This window comes from Kluyvera sichuanensis (genome assembly GCF_014218705.1).
GTDB classification, from domain to species: domain Bacteria; phylum Pseudomonadota; class Gammaproteobacteria; order Enterobacterales; family Enterobacteriaceae; genus Kluyvera; species Kluyvera sichuanensis.
Window position 1 is genome coordinate 56,823 of the sequence record NZ_JABBJF010000012.1, and the last position, 21,734, is coordinate 78,556.

A 21,734-nucleotide genomic window follows, 5' to 3' on the forward strand; every position below is an offset into this window, starting at 1 on the left:
TGGCGCGTTTACACTTAATCAAGATTCATATTTCAGGAGAGACAAACATGGCCAGCAGAGGCGTAAACAAGGTGATTCTCGTCGGTAACCTGGGCCAGGACCCGGAAGTACGCTACATGCCGAATGGTGGCGCAGTTGCCAACATTACGCTGGCGACTTCCGAATCCTGGCGCGACAAAGCGACCGGTGAAATGAAAGAGCAGACTGAATGGCACCGCGTTGTGCTGTTCGGCAAGCTGGCGGAAGTAGCAGGCGAATACCTGCGTAAAGGCTCTCAGGTCTACATTGAAGGCCAGCTGCGTACCCGCAAATGGACCGATCAGTCCGGCGCTGAAAAATACACCACCGAAGTCGTGGTTAACGTTGGCGGCACCATGCAGATGCTGGGTGGACGCCAGGGCGGCGGTGCACCAGCAGGTGGCGGCCAGCAGCAGCAGGGCGGTTGGGGTCAGCCTCAGCAGCCACAGGGCGGCAACCAGTTCAGCGGCGGCGCACAGTCTCGCCCGCAGCAGCAGTCCGCTCCGGCACCGTCTAACGAACCGCCAATGGACTTCGATGACGATATCCCGTTCTGATAAACGGCAGATAACCGTCTGAAAAAAAGCCCCGATTCGTCGGGGTTTTTTTATGTCTGTTGGGTCGGAGCCGATCCCGGCGGCGCTGTGCTTGGCCGGGCTACTCTACTTTTGTAGCCCGAGCGAGGCGTTCACGCCGACCCCGGGGCGGTTCGGAGCCTACTGCTGCGCCTTATCGCTCGCCGGAATAATCGGCGGCTTCCCGGTTGCCGCTCGCTTGCGGTTGATCTCATCCAGCACCAGCCGATAGGCAATGTAATACTTATAAATATTGCCAACGTAAGTCACCGTCTCCGCACCGATCTTCTCGGCGGCCAGATTCTCGACGTTGCCAAACCAGACGTTCGGATCAAAACCGCGCTTCTGCGTCTCTACCCGTAAACGCGCAATCCGCGCCGGGCCCGCGTTATAAGAGGCAAACGAAAACAGGGCCTTATCCAGCTGTGTCATCGGTTCGTCGCCGTAGTAGCGGTCGATCATCCAGCGCATGTACTTCACCCCGGCGTGAATATTGGGGTCGAGCTGTTTGATATCGCCGACCTTCAGCTCCTTGCCGGTTTTCGGCATCACCTGCATCACGCCGATGGCCCCGACGTGGCTGCGCACCGATTGATTTAACCGCGATTCCTGGTAGCCCTGCGCCGCCATCAGCAGCCAGTCAACGTCATAGCGATCGCCATATTTCCTGAACACCTCCACCATTTTCAGAAATTTACGTCGTTCTTTTTCCGCCGCCGCGTTCTTTACGTATTTCGCACTTTTCAGGTAGCGTAGCAGCAGCGTATTGCCCAGCGTGCTGCCCTGGCGGTTCTCTTTCACAAAGCCGTTAAGCTCAGTGAGGAGCTTGGGATTATCTTTGCGCACCGCCCAGGCGATGCTGCCGTTATCGCGCAGCACCACATCCTCATGCACCTGAATTTTGGGGAAGACCTGCTGCCAGAAAACCGCCTTGTGATGATCAACCACCGTCAGCGGGATAAGCCCGGCGTTGAGCATCTCCAGCAGATCTTCATCCTCCAACGCCTCCGGGGCGGCTTTGATGATGACCGGTGGTTTTGCCGCTTTGACGAACTGCGCGTTGAGCGCGGTCAGGCTCTCGTAATAGCTCGACGATTTACGCACAAACACCGTTTTTCCGGAAAGGTCATCCAGGTTGTTAACCTGCGGTGACGCGGGGCCGGAAATCAGCAGCTCCTTGATATCGTTATAGATAGGATCAGTAAAGGCAACCGCCTGCTGGCGGGACGGTGTGATGGTCAGGTTAGCGGCGGCGATATCGCCTTTTCCCTCGTTGAGCGCGGTAAACAGGTTATCGCGGGTCACCGGCACAAAAATAATCCGCACCTTCAGATGCTTCTGCTTAAGCTTCTTATCCTTTGCTAGCTGTGCGTTCAGGCTGCGCTCAAAGGCGGCGAAAATATCGTGCGTCGCGCCGCGCTGCTGTCCTTTGTCGATAAAAAAGAAGGTTTTACTGTAGGTGGTTAAAACGCGAATCACGCGACGGTCAAGCATGCCGGGCAGGTCGCCTTTCCACGGCTGCATGATGCTTTCGATATTCACTTCCAGCGCATCGCTTTGTTCATCCGGTTTGGGGGCGGCATAAGCCGGGGTGGACAGCAGCAGGGCGCTTAAACAGACGGTAATCAGGCGATGAAAAGGGATGGCGTTCATGGTGCGGCACTCCGCAAGGCGCATCCGTCAATTTTAGTAGAAGATGGCTAAAAAACCTGGCAGGAGTATGGCTTTTTCAGGCCGTCGGAGGCCGCTATCTGGTTAGCATCGATGGCAACGGCTACAATGCACATTTTGTGCCATGGAGAGACATAATGACCAGCCTGAATCGGATGCTGTCGGTACTTGACCTGTTCACTGCAGAACGCCCCGTGTGGGAAGCCGACCGTATCGTGGAAGCGCTGGGATGCTCCACGCCCACCGGCTATCGCTACCTGAAAGAGCTGATGCACACTGGCCTGCTGCAGCGCTTTAACGGTGGCTATTATGCGCTGGGGCCGCGCATCACTCTGCTGGATTATGTCATCCGCAGCACCGACCCGCTGCTGGCAGCCAGCATCCCGCAAATGCGTGAGCTGGTGAAGCAGACGGGCTGTCATTGCACGCTCTCCAGGCTTGATGGCGATGTGTTTCTCGACCTGCATCACGAGTCCTCGACTCAGGAAATTGCGTTGATTTACGGCCGAGGCCGTCCGCGCCCGATGTTTTCCGGCAGCGCGCCAAAGGTGGTGATCGCCAACCAAACCTCGAAGCAGCAGCGTGGGCTGTACGAACGTTTTCGTGAAGAGGTTCTGACGGCAGGATTAGGCGACACGGAAGAGGCGTTCCTGAAACGGATGCTGCAAATTCGCAAAGCGGGCTGCTACCGGGCGGATGAAGAGCTAGCGGCGGGGGTGTCATCGCTGTCGGTGCCGCTGCGTTTTGCGCCAAAAGAGCACTGTGCTGCGCTGGCGCTGGTCTCATCGACTCAACATTTTGCGCAAAGCAACGTGGGGGAGTGGCAGGACAAACTCAAAAAAGCGGCCCGGCGTATTGCGTTGGCCTTAGACGGGGAATAGCCGCATTCAGACAATAAAAAACCCCGCCGAAGCGGGGTTTTCTGCAATTAATAGAGCGCGACCGGCCATTCTGGCGGCGTCTGGCTCATCACTTCAACCATCACATCTTTGATATTGTTAGTAATGGTGGAAATTTCGACCATGGTTATCCCTAATAAGCTGGTGGCAAACCAGCAGGCGGCCGCAAGACCCAGCATGCTGCAAATAGCGCCCAGGCCGATGTAGTCGGCTTTACGGAGTTTGATTTTCAGGGTACTAGCAACGAACATCAGCACGGCGCTGGTTAACGGCCAGCGTAACAGCGTAACGCCTGCGGTAAGTGAAAGCATGGGACCTTTTCCTCAGAGATAAACAACAAGCTGCCCTGACAGCACTTGTGTAATGAGGCACTGGGCGCTCTGGCTATCTGAAGGCATTCACAAATTGAGTGAAACAGTGTTTCTGTTTCATCTCGTTATGTGAACTATATCACGTTTGTTGTTTTATTCACCAGAGGTAAACGCAGGATTTTTGTCAATCCAATAACCATCCTGTAAGCATGGATAAGGCCGCCACACGCGGTGCAGCAGCCTGAATGCGGGTTAGGCAGAGATCTGGTGGCGGTAGTCCGTCGGCGTGCGGTCAAACTCGCGGCGGAATACGCGTGAGAAGGTCTGTTGCGAAACGTAGCCGAGATCCATGGCGATATCAAAGATAGGCCGCTGGGTGGTGCGTAGCGCCTCTGCGGCAAGCAGCAGGCGTCGCTGGCGGATGTAGTCACCCAGCGTCTGATGCATCACGGTGCGGAACATTCTTTGCAGATACCACTTCGAGTAGCCGGACTTACGGGCCACGATGTCGATATTAAGCGGTTGATCGATATGTTCATCTATCCATTCAATTAGCGTTTGAATAATTTCCCGATGGGACATAAGGCTCTCCCCGTTGTCTATTTTTGCGTCGATTTCTGTTCTGTCGGCGAGTATAATTCCTCAAGTTAACTTGAGGTAAAGCGGATTATGGAAAAAAAGACGACGCGCATAAAAACGCTGTTATCACCCGGTGAAGTAGCGAAACGAACTGGGGTTGCGGTCTCTGCGTTACATTTTTATGAAAGCAAAGGGCTGATCCACAGCACACGCAACAGTGGCAATCAGCGGCGCTATAAGCGCGATGTGCTGCGCTATGTGGCGATCATTAAAATTGCCCAGCGCCTCGGCATTCCGCTGGCGACTATCGGCGACTCGTTCAGCGTGCTGCCGGAAAACCATACCCTCGGGCCAAAAGACTGGAAGCATCTCACCACCCAGTGGCGCGAAGAGCTGGATAAACGCATTCACGCCATGGAGGCGCTGCGTGACCAACTTGACGGCTGCATCGGCTGTGGCTGTATGTCGTTGCGCGACTGCCCGCTGCGTAACCCCGGCGATAAACTGGGGGAAGAAGGGACCGGGGCGCGTTTGCTGGAAGAAGAATAATCCTTATGCATTCCTCTCCGGAAAATTGCGACATTTTTGCCATAGAAATGTTGCCGGATTGCGCATGGACGATAACGTTTGCGCATGGGTTGAGCAATTCTTCATCGGCATTCGTTAATTTTCATAAACCAGGGCAAACTTCTGTTGAAAAAAGGGGCATAAAAGCCAGATAATCGTTTGCCTTCAAATTTCGGACGCATCTTACGCCGAAAATGAGCGGGTCAACCTTATCTCGCACACGCCGAGGGTAAGGAATTCCGAATATCGTTTTGTCTGCGCGGAGTTAATCGTTTGCTTTTTTGTGGCTCCCCTATTGCCGCAAGTAGCACATGGAGATGACGCTTAGCTGGAAGTGGATGTTCCACCACGCAGACGAACGAATGATAAAAACTCTCAGGGGATGTTTTCTATGTCTACGCCTTCAGCGCGTACCGGCGGTTCTTTAGACGCCTGGTTTAAAATTTCTGCACGTGGTAGCTCCGTTCGTCAGGAGATTGTCGCCGGTCTAACTACCTTCCTGGCGATGGTTTACTCGGTGATCGTGGTGCCGGGCATGCTGGGTAAAGCCGGTTTCCCACCGGCTGCGGTCTTCGTGGCGACCTGCCTGGTGGCCGGTGTCGGTTCTATCGTGATGGGCCTGTGGGCAAACCTGCCGCTGGCGATCGGCTGTGCGATCTCACTGACCGCCTTCACCGCTTTCAGCCTGGTGCTGGGCCAGCACATCAGTATTCCGGTTGCGCTGGGCGCGGTATTCCTGATGGGTGTGCTGTTTACCATCATTTCTGCCTCCGGTATCCGTAGCTGGATTTTGCGCAATCTGCCGCAGGGCATTGCGCACGGTACGGGCATTGGTATCGGCCTGTTCCTGCTGCTGATCGCCGCGAACGGCGTTGGCATGGTAGTGAAAAACCCACTGGACGGCCTGCCGGTTGCGCTGGGTCAGTTCGATAGCTTCCCGGTCATTATGACGCTGGTCGGTCTGGCGATGATCATCGGTCTGGAGAAATTGAAGGTACCGGGCGGCATTCTGCTGACCATCATCGGTGTCTCCATCGTCGGTCTGATTTTCGATCCCAACGTGCATTTCTCCGGCGTGTTCGCCATGCCATCGCTGAGCGATGACAAAGGCAACTCGCTGATCGGCAGCCTTGATATTATGGGTGCGCTGAACCCGGTTGTGCTGCCAAGCGTACTGGCACTGGTGATGACCGCGGTGTTTGACGCCACCGGGACTATCCGTGCGGTAGCCGGTCAGGCAAACCTGCTGGATAAAGACGGCCAGATTATCAATGGCGGCAAAGCGCTGACCACTGACTCCCTGAGCAGTGTGTTCTCGGCGGTTGTGGGCGCATCCCCGGCAGCGGTCTATATCGAATCCGCAGCGGGTACGGCGGCAGGCGGTAAAACGGGTTTAACGGCGATCACCGTCGGCATCCTGTTCCTGCTGATTCTGTTCCTCTCCCCGCTCTCTTACCTGGTTCCAGGCTATGCCACCGCACCTGCGCTGATGTACGTCGGCCTGCTGATGCTGAGCAACGTGGCGCGCATCGACTTTAACGACTTTGTTGACGCGATGTCCGGGCTTATCACCGCCGTGATGATCGTGCTGACCTGTAACATCGTTACCGGCATCATGATTGGCTTCGCGACCCTGGTGATTGGCCGCGTGGTTTCTGGCGAATGGCGTAAGCTGAACATCGGCACCGTGATTATTGCGGCGGCGCTGGTGGTGTTCTATGCGGGCGGTTGGGCGATTTAATCTCGCCACTGCCGTACAAAAAACCCGCCTGATGGCGGGTTTTTTATTTGTAGCCCGGCCAAGCGGAGCGCCGTCGGGAACGGTTCGGAACCTGCCCCGGCGGCGCTCCGCTTGGTCGGGCTACGCGTCCGGACTTTTTTTCTATTTTCAGCCACCTCTCGTTTCCTTTTGCGTTAATCTGGGTAACGTAAACTCGGAAGCACGACGCTTCATGTTTTGAATAATAAGACAACGCTGTAAACAGGGAACGCATGGAAATATTCTTTACCATACTCATCATGACCCTTGTGGTTTCGCTCTCCGGGGTGGTTACGCGCGTAATGCCCTTCCAGATCCCACTTCCATTAATGCAAATCGCCATCGGCGCGCTGCTGGCGTGGCCGACGTTTGGTTTGCACGTTGAATTTGACCCGGAACTGTTCCTCGTTCTGTTTATCCCGCCGCTGCTGTTTGCCGACGGCTGGAAAACGCCGACCCGTGAGTTTATTGAGCATGGGCGAGAGATCCTCGGGCTGGCGCTGGCGTTAGTGCTGGTGACGGTGGTGGGGATTGGCTTCCTGATCTACTGGATTGTGCCGGGTATTCCGCTGATTCCAGCCTTTGCGCTGGCTGCCGTGCTGTCTCCGACCGATGCCGTGGCGCTCTCCGGGATTGTCGGTGAAGGGCGCATCCCGAAAAAAATCATGGGGATTCTGCAGGGCGAGGCGCTGATGAACGACGCCTCTGGCCTGGTGTCGCTGAAGTTTGCCGTCGCGGTAGCGATGGGCACGATGGTCTTTACCGTCGGTGGCGCCACGGTGGAATTCCTCAAAGTGGCGATTGGCGGCATCCTGGCGGGCTTTGTGGTCAGCTGGTCGTACGGTCGCTCAATGCGCTTCCTCAGCCGCTGGGGCGGTGATGAACCTGCCACGCAGATTGTGCTGCTGTTCCTTCTGCCGTTCGCCTCTTACCTGATCGCCGAACATATCGGGGTTTCCGGTATCCTCGCGGCGGTAGCGGCCGGGATGACCATCACCCGTTCCGGCGTGATGCGCACCGCGCCATTGGCGATGCGTCTGCGTGCCAACAGTACCTGGGCGATGCTGGAATTTGTGTTTAACGGCATGGTGTTCCTGCTGTTGGGTCTGCAATTGCCGGATATCCTCGAAAGCTCGCTGGTAGCGGCAGAGGCTGACCCGAACGTTGAAACCTGGATGCTGTTTACCGATATCATCCTGATTTACGCGGCGCTGATGCTGGTGCGTTTTGGTTGGCTGTGGACGATGCGTAAGCTGAGCCAGCGCTTCCTGAAAAAGAAACCGATGGAGTTTGGTTCGTGGACCACCCGTGAGCTGCTGATCTCTTCCGTGGCCGGTGTGCGCGGGGCGATTACCCTTGCTGGTGTGCTCTCCATCCCGCTGCTGCTGCCTTCAGGCGACGCCTTCCCGGCGCGCTATGAGCTGATCTTCCTGGCTGCGGGCGTGATTCTGTTCTCGCTGTTTGTCGGGGTGATCGCGTTGCCGATTCTGCTGCGTCATATTGAGTCGAGCGATAACGTCCAGCAGCGTAAAGAAGAGCGCCTGGCGCGGGCCGCAACGGCTGACGTGGCGATTGTCGCCATCCAGAAAATGGAAGAGCGTCTTGCTGCGGATACCACCGAGAATATCGATAACCAGCTGCTGACCGAGGTCAGTTCACGTGTGATTGGTAACCTGCGTCGCCGTGTCGATGGGCGTAACGATGTAGAAACTTCGATGCTGGAAGAGCAGCTTGAACGCCGCTTCCGCCTTGCGGCGCTGCGTTCCGAGCGCGGGGAGCTGTACCACTTGCGTGCGACGCGCCAGATCAGCAACGAGACTTTGCAGAAGCTGCTGCACGACCTCGACCTGCTGGAAGCGCTGTTGATTGAAGATGCGTAATACGGATAAAGCGTGTGCCAGCCAGTTCCCTCTCCCCTATGGGGAGAGGGCTAGGGTGAGGGGGCGCACCGTGCCTAAACTTCTACTCCGGCACCTTAAACCCCTCGCAACACTTCAGCCACGCCTGGGCGCTGTGAGACAAATAGACCCCTTCCCGCCAAATCATCCCTAACTGCCAGCGCAGATCGCTCTCCAGCGGCAGCCAGCGCAGGGTTTTCTCATCAAGCCTGCGGCAAATCGGCTCAGGCAGAATCGCCACGCCAACGCCCGCCTGGACCATCGCGGCGAGAAAATCCCACTGCCCGCTGCGCACCGCAATGCGCGGCTTGACGTTGTGACGCGCAAACAGCTGCATCAGCTGGCGGCTAAGGGCGAAATCTTCGTTGTAGATAAGCAAAGGGTGGGCGGCGAGCTGCTGTGGTGAAACCGAGGTCTGTTCCAGCCAGTCGCCGGAGCGCGGCACCAGTACGCAAAGGGGGTGGCTGAACAAGAGCCGGGTAGTGAGTGCGCTCTCTTCTTCCACCGGCAGCGCCGTCATCGCCAGATCCAGCTCGCCGTTCATTACCGCCTGCTGCACGGTCAGGCCGCCGCCTTCGGAAATTTTCAGCTCCACGCCGGGATAGCGCTGGCGAAACAGGCTAATCGGCCCGGCCATCAGCATGCCAACCATCGGTGGAATACCGAGGCGCAGCACGCCTTTGTTGAGATGGTTAATGTCGCTAAGCTCGGCCTCCAGTTGGCGAAATTCGTCGAGGATAGCCAGCCCGCGATCGAACACCACCTGCCCGGTATCGGTCATCAACAGCTTGCGGCCATCGCGAATGAGCAGGGTGCAGTTCAGCTCGTCTTCCAGATTTTTGAGCATCTTACTGATGGTGGGTTGCGTCACGAAGAGCTTCTCCGCCGCGCGGGTAAAGCTCTGCTGACGAACGACTTCGACAAAGTAGCGCAGCGTTCTGATGTCCATGATTATGCCTCTTAACTATGCTACCGATGAGTTTAATTCATTTTTGTCATCATCGTTGTCTCACTATACTGTGCCTCTCTCATTTTTTCTGGACATCCCTCCATGGCTGAGGCCTTAGGGCGCGTTGTGCCCTCCGTTTTAAACCGTCTTCAGGTTCCGGTACAGGTTGTGCTGTACGCGGGGCTGTTTGTGTTTGCTGACTATCTGGTGAACCGGTGGCATCTGCCGCTGCCCGCTAACCTGGTGGGCATGGTGCTGCTGTTGGCGCTGATTGTCTGCCATATCGTGCCGCTGAAATGGGTTCGCGCGGGGTCGCGCTGGCTGCTGGCGGAAATGCTGCTGTTCTTTGTGCCGGCAGTGGTGGCGGTGGTGAACTATGCCCAACTGCTGATGGTCGACGGCTGGCGGATATTTGTGGTGATTGCGCTGAGCACGATGATGGTGCTGGCGGCGACCGCATGGGTGGTCGATAAGGTTTATCGCTACGAACTGAAGCGGATGCGCCATGAGTAACTTTCAGCTGAGCGTGCTGTGCCTGGCGATTACGCTGGTGCTCTACTTTGCCAACAAACGCCTCTATCGCCGCTTTCGCAAGCTGCCGCTGATGCCGCTAGTGCTAACCCGGGTGTTATTGGTGCTGATGCTGGTGTTCGGCCATATCTCCTATCAGAACTACATGGGCGAAGCGCACTGGCTGCTGTGGCTGCTCGGCCCGGCGACCATTGCGTTTGCGGTGCCGGTGTACGACAACCTGGCGATCATCAAACGCCACTGGATGTCGCTGTCGGCGGGAGTGATCACGGCGACGGTAGTTGCGGTGACCAGTTCGGTGTGGCTGGCACGGCTGTTTACGCTGCCGGATGAAATCCAGCGTAGCCTGGCGGTGCGTTCCATCACCACGCCATTTGCTCTGGCGGCGGCAAAGTCGCTCGGCGGCCAGCCTGAGCTGGTGGCGCTATTTGTGGTGGTGACCGGCGTATTCGGCATGGCGATTGGCGACGTGCTGTTCCTGCGCTTATCCATTCGTGAAGGGATGGCAAAAGGCGCGGGCTTCGGCGCGGCATCGCACGGTGCCGGGACGGCGCGCTCCTATGAGCTGGGGCCGCAGGAAGGCGTGGTGGCGAGCCTGGTGATGATGCTGTCCGGCGTGGTGATGGTGCTGGTGGCGCCGTTAGTGGGCTGGATAATGTTCTGATGCTGCTGCCGGGTGGCGCTGCGCTTACCCGGCCTACAAGGGCGCAATCCCGTAGGCCTGATAAGCGACGCGCCATCAGGAAAAGCTAGCGATTCAACCGCCGCACAATGCGCTCCACCTGCTGGCGGAAATCGGCGACTACCTCTGCAGTCGTCTGCTTACCGAGGTCGAGCTTTTCGCGGGCCGAGGTAAACTGATCGATAACCTGCAAATCCTCAATATACGGCGTGGCGACAGCGGTGGTGTGCAGCGACTGTGCCTGGCGCAATCCGGCGACGACCGGGTCATTCGGATCAATCACCCCTTTTTCGGTCAGCAGCGTTTCTGCCGCCTTGTTCAGCGGAATACCGCGCTCCAGCCCTAATGCCTCCACCGACTGCGGGTCGCTGACCAGGAAGTTCAGCAGAATAGCCGCCTCTTTCGGATGCTTTGTCGATTTCGCTATCGAGAACATCTGCGACGTTTTAAAGTAGACGCCGGACTCGTCCGTTCCCGGCTGCATCACATAGTCGCCGAGCACCAGTTTCGCCGGTGGCGTCATGTTGTTGGCAAACATCCGGATGGTGATGTTCCAGGTGAACAGGCCGCCCCATTCGCCGTTAATCCATGGCTTCATCTCATACAGATTGCCCTTGCCGTAGGCGGAGAGCGTTTTCGGTGACGGCAGTACGTGGTCATCGCTCAGCCGCTTCACAAAGTTGAACGCCTCAATCCACTGCGCCTCATCCCAGGCAAACTTACCGTCGCTGTTGAACATCGGCTTCTGGTGTTTCTGCATCATGTAGGCGTTGAGCAGCAGAATCACGTCCTGATCGACCATGGTGTACGGATAGTAGTTGTTGCCCAGTTTCTGCTGGAACACCTTTCCGGCGGCAAAGAATTCGTCCCAGGTTTTAGGGTAGGCCAGCCCGGCTTTTTGCCAGGTCACATCGTTGTAGTAAAAGACCGGCGCGTTGACTGAGATAGGCAAACCGTTGAGCTTGCCTTTGACGGTGGTGGACTGCAAATCTTTGGGCTGATACTGGCTGAAATCAAGCTCGCCCTTGAGCTTATTGAGGTCGTAATAGCCTTCACCGTTTTTGGAGAAGATGATCAGCCACGGCCAGTTGGTCTGCATCACGTCCGGCTCGGTGCCGCTGGCCATCTGGGTGGTCAGGCGCGAGAGGTGCCCGTCCCAGCCGGTGTATTCGGCCTTCACTTTAATATCGGGGTACTTTTTCTCGAAGGCTTCCAGCGCTTTCAGCGTCGCCTGGTGACGGCTATTGCCGCCCCACCACGACATGCGTAATTCAACGGGCTGCTGCGCCCAGGCAGAGGTACAGGAAAATAACAGCGATGCGATGACACCTGAAACGAGTTTATTCATTATTTGTCTCCAGGATAGAGGCATTAATAGCGTTATTAAACAGGTGAGTAACAGCAAAATACTGACCAGTCACTCCGGCGCAGTCTCCCTGCCGCGCCGGAAAGCATGCGGCTTAACGTTTTGTCAGACGGGAAACCAGTTCAAACTCCTTAAAGTTCACCGGGCGCTGCTGCTGCATCGAAATGTTGCCCGCAATACCGGTGAGGATAGACATTGCCCCCGCGCGGTGGTCGGCGGCGCGCTGCAGCGGGTCGTTGCCCGGCTCGCCAAACAGGTCCGCCAGCATGGCGTTATCGCCGCCGCCGTGGCCGCCTTCACCGAGGTTAAACTCCGCCTTCCACGGCTCGGCAAACATTGGGAAGACGGTGATATCACACTGCTCCAGGCTGCCTTCGTTTTCGCGTTTGCCACCGGCGTTGACGTAGGATTTCTCGACGATCTTCATCTCCAGACGGCCTTCGGTGCCGTTAAACACCACGTTCAGCCCTTCCCACGGCAGATAGGCATTAAGCGAGTAGGTGAGCTGTACCTGGTTCTGGTATTTCACTAGCACTGACATGGTGTCTTCAATGGTGATACCGTCGCTGAACACGCTCTGGTCGCGGAAGTAGTTATCTTCGTGCTCGGCGTCCAGATAGAGCGCTTTCAGCTGTTCGTTGTCCGCCATATTCAGCGCGAACGGGTCGTCCTTCGCTTCGGCAAAGCCGTGGGTGCGCGGGTAGAACTGGCTGACGCCGCGCTTCTCGGCGTTCTCTTTGCCGTAGAACTGCAGGCTGCCTTCGGCGTACACGCGCTCCGGATAGCTTGCCAGCCAGAAGTTCATCAGGTCGAAATGGTGAGTCGATTTATGTACCAGCAGGCCGCCGCTGTTGCGTTTTTCGCGGTGCCAGCGGCGAAAATAGTCTGCGCCGTGCTCAGTATTGAGCAGCCACTCGAAGTGAACGGAGGTGACGTTGCCAATCACGCCCTGCATCAGCAGCTCGCGTACCTTGCTGTGGTGCGGCGCGTAACGGTAGTTGAAGGCCACACGCACGGTGTGCCCGGTCTCTTCGATGGCGTCCAGAATACGCAGCGCGCGCTTCTCGTCGATGGTCATCGGCTTTTCGGTGATCACATCGCAGCCCGCGTGCAGCGCCCGAACGATATAGTCGTCGTGGGTGCGGTCCATGGTGGTGACGATGACGATGTCCGGGCGGGTTTCGCGGATCATCTCTTCAAACTGCGCCGCTTTCCAGGTGGAGACCGGCTCGGCTCCCTCTTTTTGCAGCAGCGTATTGGCGTAATTCATTCGCGTCTGGTTGGTGTCGCAAAAGGCGACCATTTTGGCGTTATTACGCCAGGTTCCACCAATAGCGGAAATATATAAACCTGCACGACCTCCAGTCCCGACCAACGCATATTTTTTCATGACATCCTCGATTAATATATCAACACCAAAATCAGCAAGGCGACGCCATGAAACGTATTCCGCATCAATTGATGGAGCTGAACAGCACTTTTATCTGGCACTGGCCCTGGTTTATTCAGGGCGTTAAAAGCGCGAAACAGCACGGTTTCACCGGCATCATCCTGCACCAACAGGAACTGCTTTCCATTCTTGCGACGCCCTTGCCGTTGAGTCCGAAACTCCACGTCGAGAACCTTATTCATCAGCAGCATTACGCGTTGCAGTATTTAAAACGCGTTGACCGTTATCTGGCGGAAAATAACCTTTCGTTCTGGTTACAGGGGGAAGCGGCGCCTAATGACGATATTGTTAAGCGTAAATTTCCCGAACTGACCTTCGACGAAAGAAGCGCGCCGGATTTCTGGCAGCAGTTTTATGCCGCGATACTGCATCCGCTATTGCCGTCGTTGCCGCACCTCAGCGGCATGATTCTGAGCCTGACCACCCCGGACTTTCAGACCGCTCGCTGGCAGCAGAGCCTGCACGATGTCTGGAGCCTGCTGCGCGCCCAAGGGAAAAAGCTGGTGCTGCGCGACTTTATTGATGACAGCTGGCCGCGCCAGCAGCTTTCCAACATTCTTGCTCGGCTCTCGGACGACGTTCGCGCCTCTATCAAAGCCACCGAACTGGACTATCATCCCGGTTTTGCGAACCACCCGCACATTGCGACGCTGCCGGGGCATAAAAAATGGATCGAGTACGATCTTTTCGGTACAGGCTACGGCTGGACCGCGCTGCCGTGCTATCTGGCCGATGAGATCAGCGGCCGCCTGAGCTGGGCGCTGAGCGCCGCCGAGAACGAAATTGAGGCCATTACCTCTCGCGTAAGCTGGCAGTGGCTGCCCGATAGCCGGGTCATGGACTCCGCCAACGCGATTAATCTCTTTGGGCTGTCTGCCGCCAACCAGGTTGACGATGCCGCGCCGTCGGCCTTTGAACGCTGGGCCGCGCATCAGCAGCTTGGCTTTCGCTCGACGCAGGATAAACATCAGCTCTCTGCCATCGTCCACGCCAGCTACGACTGGCTGTGTAAAACGCCGAACTTCCTCGGACGGCGGTTGCACTACCAAAGCCAGATCCCGGAGAGCCTCTCTCAGGCGCAGCAGTTGCTGCATATGGACACCCGCAGCGCCAACTGGATGCACGCCTGGCAGCCCTTAATGCCGACTGACGACCCGGCGCTTGGCAAAGAGCAGCGCGAGCGGGTGACGCTGGAAAAAGAGGCCGCCTGCTTCCTCGCGGCCCGCACGGTGCAAAATCTGCGAGAGCTGATGCCGCGAATTACCTGCCCGGACGACACGCTGGAGGTGCTGCTAGCCGCCTGGCGTAGCGCGGAAATCTACAGCCAGATGTTCTCTCGCGTCGCGGCGGCGGTGACCGACGCCCTGTGGCTGGATCACTACGGCCCGCAAAGCCTGCCCGCCGACACGCTGCAAAAGCATCAACAGCAGCTACTTCGTTATGCCGATACGCTGGAACGTTGGCTGGTGAACCCGCCCGCCAGCGGCCCGCTGTTCTTGCCGCTGCTGTTAAGCCCGGAGCGCTTAACCCGCTTTGCCAGAAGCCTTGAGTAAAGAATAAAAAGCGCGGCGAGCGTTGTCTGTAAACGTCGTAGAGGTAAAACCGGGGATTGGCGTGAAAACGGGAAAAGTGTGATGGCCTTTGCGAATCGCAGATAAAGCTTGTGATGCGCATCGGCTTTTTTCGTTTTAGCGACGTGATAAACGTCACCTAAAGGGGGAAAAAATGTGATCCCCGACCAGGCGGCCGGGGAGGGGATTTTAGTGTGCGCGGCCCTGGTCGATGCCCAGACCGGTCTGCGAACGGATGAACTGCGCGCGGAACTGCTCGCGTTCACGATTACCTTCTTCGGAGTTATCGGTGGCGGAGAAGAACCAGATACCGATAAAGGCGATGGCAATAGAGAACAGCGCCGGATACTCATACGGGAAGATAGCCTTCTCGTGGCCGAGGATCGTCACCCAAATGGTTGGGCCAAGGATCATCAGTACCACCGCCGTCAGCAGGCCCAGCCAGCCACCAATCATGGCGCCACGAGTGGTCAGTCTTGACCAGTACATGGAGAGCAGGATGATTGGGAAGTTGCAGCTTGCCGCGATGGAGAACGCCAGGCCCACCATGAACGCGATGTTCTGATTCTCGAACAGAATGCCCAGCAGAATCGCTACCACGCCCAGCACCAGCACGGTGATTTTTGAGACCTTCAGCTCTTCACGTTCGGTCGCGCCTTTCTTAAAGACGTTGGCGTACAGGTCGTGAGAAACCGCCGAAGCTCCGGCCAGCGTCAGGCCGGCGACCACCGCCAGAATGGTGGCGAAGGCGACCGCAGAGATAAAGCCGAGGAACAGGTTACCGCCCACGGCATCGGCCAGGTGAACCGCCGCCATGTTGTTGCCGCCAATCAGCGCGCCCGCTGCGTCTTTAAACGCCGGGTTCGCCCCAACCAGCATGATCGCGCCGAAGCCGATGATAAAGGTCAGGATGTAGAAGTAGCCCATAAAGCCGGTCGCGTAGAACACGCTCTTACGCGCTTCGCTGGCGTCGCTGACGGTGAAGAAACGCATCAGGATGTGCGGCAGACCCGCAGTACCAAACATCAGGCCGAGACCCAACGACAGCGCCGATATCGGATCTTTCACCAGCCCACCAGGGCTCATGATGGCCGCGCCTTTCGGGTGTACCGCCATCGCTTCGGTGAACAGGTTATTGAAGCTAAAGCCGACGTGTTTCATCACCATAAAGGCCATGAAGCTGGCGCCGAACAGCAGCAGTACCGCTTTGATGATTTGTACCCACGTGGTGGCGAGCATGCCGCCGAACAGCACGTACATCACCATCAGCACGCCAACCAGCACCACGGCGACGTGGTAGTTGAGGCCGAACAGCAGTTCGATAAGCTTACCGGCACCGACCATCTGGGCGATCAGGTACAGCGCGACTACCACCAATGAGCCGCAGGCGGAGAGCATACGGATTGGCCCCTGCTTCAGTCGGTACGAGGCGACGTCGGCAAAGGTGTAGCGGCCGAGGTTACGCAGGCGTTCGGCAATCAGGAACAGAATGATTGGCCAGCCGACGAGGAAGCCGAGCGAGTAGATCAGTCCGTCATAGCCGGAGGTGTACACCAGCGCGGAGATACCGAGGAACGAGGCCGCTGACATAAAGTCACCAGCAATCGCCAGCCCGTTCTGGAAACCGGTAATGTTGCCGCCAGCGGTGTAGTAATCGCTGCGTGAACGTACGCGCTTTGAGGCCCAGTAGGTGATGTACAGCGTCAGCATGACGAAAATCAGGAACATGATAATCGCCTGCCAGTTGGTTGGCTGGCGCTCAACGTGTCCGCTAATCGCATCGGCCGCGTTGGCTGCGAAAGGAAGTGTGGCGGCCAGCGCCGTCAGGACTTTCTTCATGATGCTTTTACCTCACGCAGTACGGCCTTGTTCAGGCGATCGAATTCATTGTTGGCCCGCCAGACGTAGACGCCGGTCAGCAAGAAGGAAATGACGATAATGCCGATCCCAATCGGGATGCCGCGCGTGACGCTAGTGCCCGGATGCAGCGGCGTGCCAAGCCAGCCAGGGGCAAAAGCGATGAGTAAAATAAAACCGACGTACACCACTAACATGATCAGCGATAAGAAGGTGGCAAACCGTTGCCGTTTTTCGACGAGCTCCCTGAAATGCGCACTATCTTCTATCTGCTGACAAATTTGATCATTCATCACAGAGTCTCCAGAGGTTTTTTACGTAGTGTTTTTTGTTGTGCAAATCAGAACCAGAACACCGTACTGTTCCTTTCTCCGAACGGAAAAAGGATCGGGCGAGGGGCGGTGTACGGCGGTGCACCCTCACCCCGACCCTCTCCCGGTGAACAGGAGAGGGGGAAGTCTGCCCTTATGACGGCATCGTGATGGCCTGCTTCTCTTCCAGCAGTTTGTCCACCACGCCCGGATCGGCGAGCGTAGAGGTATCGCCCAGGTTGCTGGTGTCGCCAGCGGCGATCTTGCGCAGAATACGGCGCATGATCTTGCCTGAACGGGTTTTTGGCAGCGAGTCGGTCCAGTGCAGCACGTCCGGGGTTGCCAATGGGCCAATCTCTTTACGGACCCAGTTGCGCACCTCGGTATACAGCGCTGGCGTCGGCTCTTCGCCGTGGTTCAGCGTGACGTAGGCGTAAATCGCCTGGCCTTTAATGTTGTGCGGAATGCCAACGACGGCGGCTTCGGCAATTTTCGGATGTGAAACCAGCGCCGATTCGATTTCTGCGGTACCTAAGCGGTGGCCGGAGACGTTCAGCACGTCATCGACGCGGCCGGTGATCCAGTAGTAACCATCTTCATCACGACGTGCGCCGTCGCCGCTGAAGTACATGTTTTTGAAGGTGGAGAAGTAAGTCTGCTCAAAGCGCTCATGGTCGCCGAACAGGGTACGCGCCTGGCCCGGCCAGGAGTCGGTAATCACCAGGTTACCCTCGGTCGCTCCTTCCTGCGGATGGCCTTCGTTATCAACCAGCGCAGGCTGCACGCCGAAGAATGGACGGCTGGCGGAGCCGGCCTTCAGCTCGATAGCGCCCGGCAGCGGGGTGATCATAAAGCCGCCGGTTTCGGTCTGCCACCAGGTGTCCATCACCGGGCACTTCTCGTTGCCGATCTGCTTCCAGTACCACTCCCAGGCTTCCGGGTTAATCGGCTCGCCGACGGAACCCAGAATGCGCAGGGAAGAGCGGTCGGTGCCCGCGGTGGCTTTATCGCCTTCCGCCATCAGCGCACGAATCGCCGTTGGCGCGGTATAGAGAATGTTGACCTTATGCTTGTCCACCACCTGGCACATACGCGCCGGGGTAGGCCAGTTTGGCACGCCTTCGAACATCAGCGTCGTCGCGCCGCAGGCCAGCGGGCCGTACAGCAGATAGCTATGACCGGTGACCCAGCCCACGTCGGCGGTACACCAGTAGATATCGCCCTGATGGTAGTCGAAGACATATTTAAAGGTGGTCGCGGCGTACACCAGGTAACCGCCGGTAGTGTGCAGCACGCCTTTCGGCTTGCCGGTGGAACCGGAGGTATAGAGGATAAACAGCGGATCTTCGGCGTTCATCTCGGCAGGCTGATGCTGGTCGCTGGCGGTTTCCATCAGGTCGTGCCACCACAGGTCGCGGCCTTCATGCCAGTCAATATTGCCGCCGGTGCGCTTCAGCACCACCACGTTTTCGATGGTTTTGACGTTCGGGTTTTTCAGCGCGTCGTCGACGTTTTTCTTCAGTGGTACGTTGCGCCCAGCGCGAACGCCTTCGTCAGAGGTGATCACCAGACGAGAACTGGAGTCGATGATACGACCGGCAACGGCTTCCGGTGAGAAGCCGCCAAAGATAACGGAGTGGATGGCACCGATACGGGCGCAGGCCAGCATCGCCACCGCCGCTTCCGGCACCATCGGCATATAGATAGCCACCACGTCGCCCTTTTTCACGCCCAGCGATAGCAGGGTGTTGGCGAAGCGACACACGTCGCGGTGCAGTTCGCGGTAAGTGATGTGTTTGCTTTGGGAGGCATCGTCGCCTTCCCAGATGATGGCGGTCTGGTCGCCACGGGTCTCCAGATGACGGTCCAGGCAGTTTGCTGCCAGGTTCAGGGTGCCGTCTTCGTACCATTTGATGGAGACGTTGCCAGGGGCAAAGGAGGTGTTTTTAACTTTGGTGTAAGGCTGCATCCAGTCGAGGATTTTTCCCTCTTCACCCCAGAACGCATCCGGGTTGGTGACTGACTGGTGATATTTGGTCTGGTATTGCTCCGGGTTTATCAGGCAGCGTTCTGCAATATTTGCAGGAATAGAGTGTTTGTGAATTTGGCTCATGCTTTTTTTCTCCTTGTAAGATGTTAATAATATGTCTCATAAAAGTTAATAACAGAGGGAGAAGACGCTTTGTTTACTATTTGCGCGGCAGATCACGCAATATTGGAATTGTTCAAATAACGTTCATTTGATTCTTTGAACAAAAATAATTCCGCAGGGGGATTTATAGAAAAATACCGATTTTTTCTTTTTTTATAACAAAAGCTTATAAATAATTACTGGTAGAAATCAGCGGTAATATGGATTTAGGCAGTGAAAAGCCCTGTTCTGAAAGGGTTGCGCGAGATACCGTGCAGATGATACTGATATTGCGCGTTAAAAACCTCTAAAAGTAAACGCAACACAAATCACCCCCTTTCAAATGGATACCATTCCGGTTTGGCATGGTATTTTTCATTGAGGAAGTCTGCAGTTATGAAAAAAGCTCGAATCAGCCTGGCCTGGCAAATTCTGATTGCCCTGGTGCTGGGTATTATTCTCGGTAGTTACCTGCATTATCATAGCGATAGCCGCGACTGGCTAGTTATGAATCTGTTATCACCTGCTGGCGATATATTCATCCACCTGATTAAAATGATTGTGGTGCCGATCGTTATTTCTACGCTGATCGTGGGAATAGCCGGCGTCGGCGATGCAAAACAGTTAGGACGAATTGGCGCAAAAACCATCATCTATTTCGAAGTGATCACCACGGTAGCGATTATTATCGGTATTACCATGGCGAATGTCTTCCAGCCTGGGTCAGGGATCGACATGTCACAGCTGGCGACGGTGGACATTTCGAAATACCAAAGCACCACCGCCGAAGTGCAAAGCCATGCGCATGGTCTGATGGGCACCATCCTGTCGTTGGTGCCAACCAATATCATCGCCTCGATGGCGAAAGGCGACATGCTGCCGATTATCTTCTTCTCGGTGCTGTTTGGTCTGGGGCTCTCCTCGCTGCCTGCCACCCACCGCGAACCGCTGGTTACGGTGTTCCGTTCGATCTCTGAAACCATGTTCAAGGTCACCCACATGGTGATGCGCTACGCCCCGGTTGGCGTATTCGCGCTGATCGCCGTGACGGTGGCTAACTTCGGTTTCGCCTCGCTGTGGCCGCTGGCGAAGCTGGTGCTGCTGGTGCATTTCGCTATCCTGTTCTTCGCGTTGGTGGTGCTGGGCATCGTGGCGCGTATCTGCGGGCTGAGCATCTGGATCCTGATTCGTATCCTGAAAGACGAGCTGATTCTGGCATACTCCACCGCCAGCTCCGAAAGCGTGCTGCCGCGCATTATCGAGAAGATGGAAGCCTACGGCGCACCGGCTTCTATCACCAGCTTCGTGGTGCCGACCGGTTACTCGTTTAACCTTGATGGTTCCACGCTGTACCAAAGCATCGCGGCTATCTTTATCGCGCAGCTGTACGGTATCGACCTCTCCATCTGGCAGGAAATCGTGCTGGTGCTGACGCTGATGGTGACCTCAAAAGGGATCGCGGGCGTGCCGGGCGTCTCCTTCGTGGTACTGCTGGCGACGCTGGGCAGCGTTGGTATTCCGCTGGAAGGTCTGGCATTTATTGCCGGCGTTGACCGTATTCTCGACATGGCGCGTACCGCGCTGAACGTGGTGGGTAACGCGCTGGCGGTGCTGGTTATCGCCAAGTGGGAGCACAAGTTTGACCGCAAGAAAGCGCTGGCGTATGAGCGCGAGATGCTCGGCAAGTTTGATAAAACTGCCGATCAATAAATAGAACAATAATGCCGGGCTTGCCCGGCATTATTGTTTTTGGGGACGGTGCAGATCCCGGCGGCGCTTCGCTTGGCCGGGCTACAGTAACGTAGCCCGGGCGAGCGCATGCGACCCCGGGAAAAAACTACTCCGCACTCACCTTATCAAACTCTTCGCACCCGGTATCAAACCCTTCCGTGCAACTCAGGTTCAACCACTGCAATGCTTTCTGTTTGTTCTGCGGGATAAACCCTTTCTCGCCGCTCAGGAACATCATCCCGGCCCAGTACTCGGCATAGCCGGTGCGAGAGAGTGCGGAACTGTTTTTGAAGTAGTCCGTCGCCTTTTCGTCATCTTCCTTCACGCCCACGCCGTTGGCGTAAATCAGCCCCAGCAGCATCTGCGCATCCACCGCGAAATCGCTCTCGGCGTTCATTGATGCCTGCTGGAGTAGCGTAATCGCCCGCGGGTAGTCGGTTTGCCCCGCCTGGCTGTTGATAAGAATACGCGCCAGGATCACTTCACCGGCACGGCTGCCCGCCTTGACGGCTTTCTCGGCCAGCGCTTTGGCTTCGGTATAGTCGAGGCTTACCGGGTTAGTGATTTTAATCTGCGCCAGCAGGGCGCAGGCATCGGCATCGCCGCTGTCGGCGGATTTTTGTGCCCAGAATTCAGCTTTACTCAGGTCGCCGGAGCTAAACCAGGTATCGGCCAGATAGTATTGCGCCCGTGCGTCTCCCGCTTCGGCGGCTTTCAGGTATTGGCTGCCCGGCTCGTCGGCGTACGCTGACAGCGCCGTCAGGCATAACCATAATAATGCAAAAAGTCGTGTCATCTTATTATGTAGGTAGTCGAGGAAGGGGGCAGTATAAAGAGATTGGCAGGATAAAAAAACGCCCCCGAATGGGGGCGTTGAA

19 protein-coding genes are annotated in these 21,734 nt (G+C 56.6%); 9 read left to right on the top strand and 10 right to left on the bottom strand.

All coding sequences use genetic code 11. The features are described 5' to 3' along the window. The first annotated feature begins 47 nt into the window (after positions 1-47). Positions 48-575 carry a single-stranded DNA-binding protein SSB1 gene (gene ssb1, locus HII27_RS14095; protein ID WP_035896752.1) on the top strand — a complete coding sequence of 176 codons (528 nt, stop codon included), beginning with the start codon at positions 48-50 and terminating at the stop codon, positions 573-575. Between the two features lie 159 nt (positions 576-734). Here the strand turns inward: ssb1 and HII27_RS14100 are convergent, their stop codons facing one another. Then, the gene (locus HII27_RS14100) at positions 735-2,246 is read right to left on the bottom strand and encodes an MltF family protein (RefSeq protein ID WP_317983853.1); all 1,512 of its coding nucleotides are present in this window, start codon (positions 2,244-2,246) and stop codon (positions 735-737) included. A gap of 155 nt (positions 2,247-2,401) precedes the next feature. Here HII27_RS14100 and HII27_RS14105 point away from each other — a divergent pair, with 155 nt between their 5' ends. Further along, positions 2,402-3,145, top strand: a complete 744-nt coding sequence (locus tag HII27_RS14105) for an IclR family transcriptional regulator (protein ID WP_185668461.1) — start codon at positions 2,402-2,404, stop codon at positions 3,143-3,145. Positions 3,146-3,192: 47 nt separating this feature from the next. Here HII27_RS14105 and HII27_RS14110 read toward each other — a convergent pair whose 3' ends face one another. After that, positions 3,193-3,474: a YjcB family protein gene (locus HII27_RS14110; RefSeq protein WP_185668462.1), complete on the bottom strand. Its 282-nt coding sequence runs from the start codon at positions 3,472-3,474 to the stop codon at positions 3,193-3,195. Between the two features lie 252 nt (positions 3,475-3,726). Further along, positions 3,727-4,056, bottom strand: coding sequence for a superoxide response transcriptional regulator SoxS (soxS, locus tag HII27_RS14115; protein WP_185668463.1), 330 nt, complete (start codon positions 4,054-4,056; stop codon positions 3,727-3,729). 87 nt (positions 4,057-4,143) lie between these two features. Between soxS and soxR the strand changes: the two genes are divergently transcribed. The 3 genes from soxR to HII27_RS14130 all read left to right on the top strand — a co-directional run bounded on the left by soxR (position 4,144) and on the right by HII27_RS14130 (position 8,259). Continuing rightward, complete coding sequence (gene soxR / locus HII27_RS14120; RefSeq protein WP_185668464.1) at positions 4,144-4,602, top strand: redox-sensitive transcriptional activator SoxR; 459 nt, start codon at positions 4,144-4,146, stop codon at positions 4,600-4,602. Between the two features lie 409 nt (positions 4,603-5,011). Further along, on the top strand, positions 5,012-6,361 hold the full coding sequence (locus tag HII27_RS14125) for an NCS2 family permease (RefSeq protein ID WP_185668465.1): 1,350 nt from the start codon (positions 5,012-5,014) through the stop codon (positions 6,359-6,361). A 251-nt stretch (positions 6,362-6,612) separates the two neighbouring features. Next, positions 6,613-8,259, top strand: a complete 1,647-nt coding sequence (locus tag HII27_RS14130; RefSeq protein ID WP_185668466.1) for a Na+/H+ antiporter — start codon at positions 6,613-6,615, stop codon at positions 8,257-8,259. Positions 8,260-8,341: 82 nt separating this feature from the next. Here HII27_RS14130 and HII27_RS14135 read toward each other — a convergent pair whose 3' ends face one another. Next, positions 8,342-9,226: a LysR family transcriptional regulator gene (locus HII27_RS14135; protein ID WP_185668467.1), complete on the bottom strand. Its 885-nt coding sequence runs from the start codon at positions 9,224-9,226 to the stop codon at positions 8,342-8,344. Between the two features lie 102 nt (positions 9,227-9,328). Here HII27_RS14135 and HII27_RS14140 point away from each other — a divergent pair, with 102 nt between their 5' ends. Then, positions 9,329-9,739 carry a CidA/LrgA family protein gene (locus HII27_RS14140; RefSeq protein ID WP_185668468.1) on the top strand — a complete coding sequence of 137 codons (411 nt, stop codon included), beginning with the start codon at positions 9,329-9,331 and terminating at the stop codon, positions 9,737-9,739. After that, on the top strand, positions 9,732-10,421 hold the full coding sequence (locus HII27_RS14145) for an LrgB family protein (RefSeq protein ID WP_185668469.1): 690 nt from the start codon (positions 9,732-9,734) through the stop codon (positions 10,419-10,421). Before HII27_RS14140 ends, HII27_RS14145 begins: the two co-directional genes overlap by 8 nt. A gap of 85 nt (positions 10,422-10,506) precedes the next feature. Here the strand turns inward: HII27_RS14145 and HII27_RS14150 are convergent, their stop codons facing one another. Beyond that, positions 10,507-11,790 carry an ABC transporter substrate-binding protein gene (locus HII27_RS14150; protein WP_396401357.1) on the bottom strand — a complete coding sequence of 428 codons (1,284 nt, stop codon included), beginning with the start codon at positions 11,788-11,790 and terminating at the stop codon, positions 10,507-10,509. A 109-nt stretch (positions 11,791-11,899) separates the two neighbouring features. After that, entirely contained in the window at positions 11,900-13,195 is a 1,296-nt protein-coding gene (locus HII27_RS14155; protein ID WP_185668471.1) for a Gfo/Idh/MocA family protein, read from the bottom strand. Positions 13,196-13,242: 47 nt separating this feature from the next. Here HII27_RS14155 and HII27_RS14160 point away from each other — a divergent pair, with 47 nt between their 5' ends. Then, entirely contained in the window at positions 13,243-14,808 is a 1,566-nt protein-coding gene (locus HII27_RS14160; RefSeq protein ID WP_185668472.1) for a hypothetical protein, read from the top strand. 207 nt (positions 14,809-15,015) lie between these two features. On the opposite strand, the gene actP is transcribed toward HII27_RS14160, so the two are convergent. From actP to acs, 3 genes are all read right to left on the bottom strand, one after another. Beyond that, positions 15,016-16,665, bottom strand: coding sequence for a cation/acetate symporter ActP (actP, locus tag HII27_RS14165; protein ID WP_185668473.1), 1,650 nt, complete (start codon positions 16,663-16,665; stop codon positions 15,016-15,018). Continuing rightward, positions 16,662-16,976: a DUF485 domain-containing protein gene (locus HII27_RS14170; RefSeq protein ID WP_106928512.1), complete on the bottom strand. Its 315-nt coding sequence runs from the start codon at positions 16,974-16,976 to the stop codon at positions 16,662-16,664. Before HII27_RS14170 ends, actP begins: the two co-directional genes overlap by 4 nt. 172 nt (positions 16,977-17,148) lie before the next feature. Further along, the gene (gene acs, locus HII27_RS14175; protein WP_185668474.1) at positions 17,149-19,107 is read right to left on the bottom strand and encodes an acetate--CoA ligase; all 1,959 of its coding nucleotides are present in this window, start codon (positions 19,105-19,107) and stop codon (positions 17,149-17,151) included. 414 nt (positions 19,108-19,521) lie between these two features. Between acs and gltP the strand changes: the two genes are divergently transcribed. Beyond that, positions 19,522-20,835, top strand: a complete 1,314-nt coding sequence (gene gltP / locus HII27_RS14180; RefSeq protein WP_185668475.1) for a glutamate/aspartate:proton symporter GltP — start codon at positions 19,522-19,524, stop codon at positions 20,833-20,835. Positions 20,836-20,962: 127 nt separating this feature from the next. Here gltP and HII27_RS14185 read toward each other — a convergent pair whose 3' ends face one another. Beyond that, positions 20,963-21,652, bottom strand: a complete 690-nt coding sequence (locus HII27_RS14185; protein ID WP_185668476.1) for a tetratricopeptide repeat protein — start codon at positions 21,650-21,652, stop codon at positions 20,963-20,965. Between the last annotated feature and the right edge of the window lie 82 nt (positions 21,653-21,734).